Genomic DNA, 4,406 nt, shown 5'->3' with positions numbered 1-4,406 from the left:
TAGCAGGCATTCACTTTTTCTGAATATCATTATGTTATATTATACCAATATGCGTTTTAAATGCACAACAGCTTATTCGCTTTTAGTTAATATATAGCAATCCTTGCAGGAGTCGTAAATTTTTTACCCCACCCCAACCCTCCCCTTATTAAGGGGAGGGAGTAAGAAATTCACAAATGATTTAGGATTTATATAGTTAACTAATATCAAACGGCTTTGTTCCTAAATCCTGTTAATTGCAGACACCAGGTAGATAAGGGAGATAAGCAACATAAGGATTTTAAGGAATTTAAGCATTTTAAAATCCCCCACTCAGAATAAAAATATTTATTTTAAACGACCGTATCTTCCCCACACTAAAAATAAAAGCATTCAATAATGATTACATAAGTGAGGAAAAAAGCCATTTCGGGCAGAATCAATCAGCCTATCAAAAGCTTAGTTCTCCTCAATAAAAAAATTGTGTAAATTGGAGAATCAAAAAATGTCTGTATTACATCGCATCAAATCCGGTACATCTGTTTTATTAACCTTGGGAACCGTTGCCGGAACCGCAGCGCCGATGCTAGCTCCCGCGCCTTCTTTTGCTCAAACAGCTTTTTCGGATGTTAATAGTAACTACTGGGCAAAAGACTTTATTCAAGATTTGTCAGAAAGAGGAATTATCAAAGGATTTCCCGATGGCAGTTTTCGGCCGGATGCACCAGTAACGCGGGCTGAATTCGCGGCAATGGTGCGTTCTGTGAAAAAGGCAAAAACCCGCGCTGCTGTGAGGTTTGCCGATGTTCCGTCTAATTTTTGGGCAAGCGGGGCGATCGCCGAAGCTTACGAAATGGGATGGATGTCTGGCTATCCCGGCAATGTTTTCAGGCCGACACAGCAGATTCCTCGCGTTCAAGTTGTAGTCGCTTTAAATAACGGCATGGGCTATGAGCCTACGTGCGATTTTCAAGATGTTCTCAGCTACTATAATGATGCGGGTGAGATTCAAAGTTATGCTGTCAAAAGCGTTGCTGCTGCTACTGAAAAACAATTGGTTGTCAGCTATCCCAGTCCTAAATCTCTCAAACCGAACAAGTCAGCAACGCGAGCTGAAGTAGCTGCTTTTATCTATCAAACATTAGTTAGTACCAATCAAGCAAGACCAATTAATTCTCCTTACATTGCTAAGATTGATGTTAGCGAATCTGTTGCTGTGCAAATTCCCAGCGGGGTGACTATCCCAATCGAGTATGCAAAAGGCAAGATTTTGCTCGGCCCCAATGACAAGTCTCCAATTACGCTGACTGTAGCTTCGGATATCACGGGCAATAATGGCCAAGTGCTGATACCGGAAGGGTCGAAAATTAGTGGCGAATTGCGATCGACTGCTTCGGGCGTTCAGTTTGTGGCTCAAGAATTAAGTATCATCAACGGCAGCAGAGTGCCTCTCAATGCCACTTCGCAACTGATTACTAGGAAAGAAACTGTTACCAAGGGCGTTAATGTTGGCAATCTGGTTAAGAATACGGCGTTGGGTGCAGCAGCAGCGGCGGCGATCGCAGGTGTTACGGGCGATCGGGCGATCGCGACTGAAGAGGTGCTCGGCGGTGCGGGAATCGGGACTTTGATCGGAGTGTTTTTGGGTCGAGATAAAGTCGATTTGTATGCTGTTAATCCTGACACCGATTTAGATTTGCTGTTGAAGTCCGATTTGGTAGTTGGTACTGCCAGCACAGGCATTTGTAGCGCTCGATAGAGCCGATACTAGGAAATTTTTTCAAACCCCTCGCCTTGCAGGAGAGGGGCTTTAATTTGTATATTTTACCTCGCTACAGGTGCATATAATCAAATAATTAGCCAGCGATTTTCTTTAAGTGTGAATTCCTACGGACATCCCAAACTTTCGCGGGTAGAAACTCCCGTCACGGGATTGACACCATCTGCTTTCTCGCACAGGAGAGTCACTTGATAAGCGTCGATAATCGCGTCAGTAAAATCAGCGCCGGAAATTGCAGCATCAAAAAACCGAGTTCGAGTCATAATTGCCTCGGAAAAATTAGCATTCGTCAAATTAGCGCCATCAAATGTAACTCTATCTGCCAAAGCACCGGAGAGGTTGGCACCTGACAAGTTGGCATTCAGCAAAACTCCCTTAGTCAAAATCGCATTAGTTAAATCAGCACCTTGAAAATTTGTTCCCCGCATTTCAGCAGCGACAAATGTTCCCCCTGCTAAATCCGAGTTGGAAAAATCGCGATCGGACAAATTAATATTTGTGTAATTAATATTAGTTTTCGGCAGGGCAAATGCCGGAGTAGCACTCAGCAGCACCCACCCAACAGCCAACACTAAACTTAAAATCAGGCTCAGGAATATTCGGAAAACACTTTTCATGATGATGGGAATGGGGAATTGGGCATAGTTGACTGTTGACTGCTGACTGTTGACTAATGACTAATGACTGTTGACTAATGACTAATGACTAATTAAAATCGCTTTACCCAATCTTCGCCAACGCTAAGTGTCAAGTCAGAATTGATTTCACCCGTAGAAGATGCTTCAATTTTACCGCCGCCTAACTCTTTTTGCAGTAGATTCGCTGCCTCTAAATCGCCTTGCTGAACAATAATTTGACTTTGACGCTGCTTCTGGGGCGCATCCTGCACTACAGATACATTAAAAAAGCCCTTTTTTGTGAGAAAGTCAGCAACGTTTTTTGCAGTTGTCGGTTTGCTAGAAGCGTTTTGGACAGATATTTTGAGGTTTTTGGGCAACAGGGACTCGCTGGGAGTGCGAAATCGTCCTTGTTCAAAATCCGGCACGCTCTGGTTCAAGTATTGTGTCATAATGCGATCGCGCCCGAGCACATCTACAATCCAATAACTCCTCAAATCCCCTGTTTCTGAACTAGAACGTCCAGGCAACATTACCATTTTAAAATTATCTCGCTCCAATTGCAAACCGAAATTGGCTAGCGTCAATATTTCCTCATAACTTAGGTTTGTATCCACATATTTTTGCATCAATCGAACAATTTGTGGCAAGCGCACCAATGCTGATGGACTTGCGAGGCGGTCCCGAATAGCTTGAATTAAAGATTGCTGCCGTTGAATGCGGCCAATATCTCCTAAACCGTCGTTGCGAAATCGAGCAAATTGTTCTGCCTGTTCTCCGTTGAGAGTTTGCCATCCCTGCCCTAAGTTTATTTTTAACTTTTGAGCGGTATCTGTATAGGACATCGCGCGAGGTACAAATACCTCAATTCCGCCCAACAAATCGACTAATTCCTGAAACGCATTACTGCTGACTCGCACGTATCGTTCAATTTTCGTATTGTTCAGCATACTGCTAACCAATCGCGTGGCCAAAGCTGCTCCTCCTCTAGCATTGGCTTCGTTAATTTTGCTGAAGCTAATTCCAGCATCTTCGACTTTAGTATCTCGTGGAACTGAAAGCAAACTAATAGATTTATCTCTAGGTTCGAGGTGCAATAAGAGTATTGTATCGCTGCGACCGTTAAATATCTTAGGGGAATTGGCGGCAGATTCTGGCACACTGTCAATTCCCAATATCAAGACATTAACTGACCGCGACAGGCGGTATCCAGAGCGGTTGGAGGATAGATAGTCAAAGCCCGTCGCCTCTAATACTCTATTGATAATTGGCGGTTCCACGGGAGCTAAAAGGGCGGTAATTGCTCCCAATGTGGCCGAGATGGCGGCTGTGAAAACCAGGAAAAATAGCCCCACTATATACAGGAAGAATTTAGGCTTTTTTCTAGAAATTTGATCGACTGGTGTAACAAAGTCTCTTTTAAAAATTGACAAGTTTTTCATAGACTTGCTGTTGGTTATTGCAGTTTTTCAGCTTTGCAGTAAAACTTGGGCGGTGCTTCTAGAAAGTATTTGAACATAGCCGGACACAGCCAGCCTTCGAGATTTTTCGATTCCCACCGATACCAGTTACCGCCGTATTCTGCTTTCAACCACAGCATTTCTGCTTGATATCCGGGAAATGGATTGGCTGAAAATAAAAGTCGGAAACCTTGGGCGGCATTGGGAATGTCTGCCACAAGCGCGTTAATCATTTCGGGGACGCCCTGAACAAATGGTTCTCGGACAAGTCCGACTCGCTCGTCGTCAAAAACCCAGGTGTACTGTTCGCGATAGGGGTAAATTACCATCATGGCATTGGACATGGTATTCGCCTCTTTTCATTTCCTTTGTTTTGTCTGCAAAAATGCAAGTGTGGATACATTATATTTGGAGTTTAGACTAAGCAGGTCAAAAAGTACGATCGCTGTGAGACTAGCGAACAGTTCTCAAGAACGGCAACGGTTGCTGGCGCTCAGCTATCAGGTTCAACAATAAGATAGATGCCAGCGACCGTTGACGTTTTCGGAGACTTGCAATTTGAAAAAAAAA

General features: G+C 43.7%; 4 protein-coding genes. 1 reads left to right on the top strand and 3 read right to left on the bottom strand.

What is annotated here, in order from left to right; translation table 11 throughout:
- Positions 1 to 484 precede the first annotated feature (484 nt).
- Positions 485 to 1,738, top strand: a complete 1,254-nt coding sequence (locus tag QUB37_RS29170; RefSeq protein WP_333168686.1) for an S-layer homology domain-containing protein — start codon at positions 485 to 487, stop codon at positions 1,736 to 1,738.
- A gap of 128 nt (positions 1,739 to 1,866) precedes the next feature.
- Here the strand turns inward: QUB37_RS29170 and QUB37_RS29165 are convergent, their stop codons facing one another.
- From QUB37_RS29165 to QUB37_RS29155, 3 genes are all read right to left on the bottom strand, one after another.
- The gene (locus tag QUB37_RS29165; protein ID WP_333168684.1) at positions 1,867 to 2,376 is read right to left on the bottom strand and encodes a pentapeptide repeat-containing protein; all 510 of its coding nucleotides are present in this window, start codon (positions 2,374 to 2,376) and stop codon (positions 1,867 to 1,869) included.
- A gap of 92 nt (positions 2,377 to 2,468) precedes the next feature.
- Entirely contained in the window at positions 2,469 to 3,818 is a 1,350-nt protein-coding gene (locus QUB37_RS29160; protein WP_333168682.1) for an LCP family protein, read from the bottom strand.
- Between the two features lie 14 nt (positions 3,819 to 3,832).
- Entirely contained in the window at positions 3,833 to 4,180 is a 348-nt protein-coding gene (locus QUB37_RS29155) for a DUF6717 family protein (RefSeq protein ID WP_333168680.1), read from the bottom strand.
- Between the last annotated feature and the right edge of the window lie 226 nt (positions 4,181 to 4,406).

Origin of the sequence: Microcoleus sp. AT3-A2, assembly GCF_036705685.1 — a bacterium.
In the GTDB taxonomy this organism is placed as follows: Bacteria; Cyanobacteriota; Cyanobacteriia; order Cyanobacteriales; family Microcoleaceae; genus Microcoleus.
Note: the sequence above shows the minus strand (reverse complement) of the source record. Positions and strands in the feature narration are given on the sequence as shown.

Bases quoted from the DNA above. Each gene is read 5' to 3' on its own strand.
- QUB37_RS29170 (WP_333168686.1), top strand. From the start codon at position 485: ATGTCTGTATTACATCGCATCAAATCCGGTACATCTGTTTTATTAACC.
- QUB37_RS29165 (WP_333168684.1), bottom strand. From the start codon at position 2,376: ATGAAAAGTGTTTTCCGAATATTCCTGAGCCTGATTTTAAGTTTAGTG.
- QUB37_RS29160 (WP_333168682.1), bottom strand. From the start codon at position 3,818: ATGAAAAACTTGTCAATTTTTAAAAGAGACTTTGTTACACCAGTCGAT.
- QUB37_RS29155 (WP_333168680.1), bottom strand. From the start codon at position 4,180: ATGTCCAATGCCATGATGGTAATTTACCCCTATCGCGAACAGTACACC.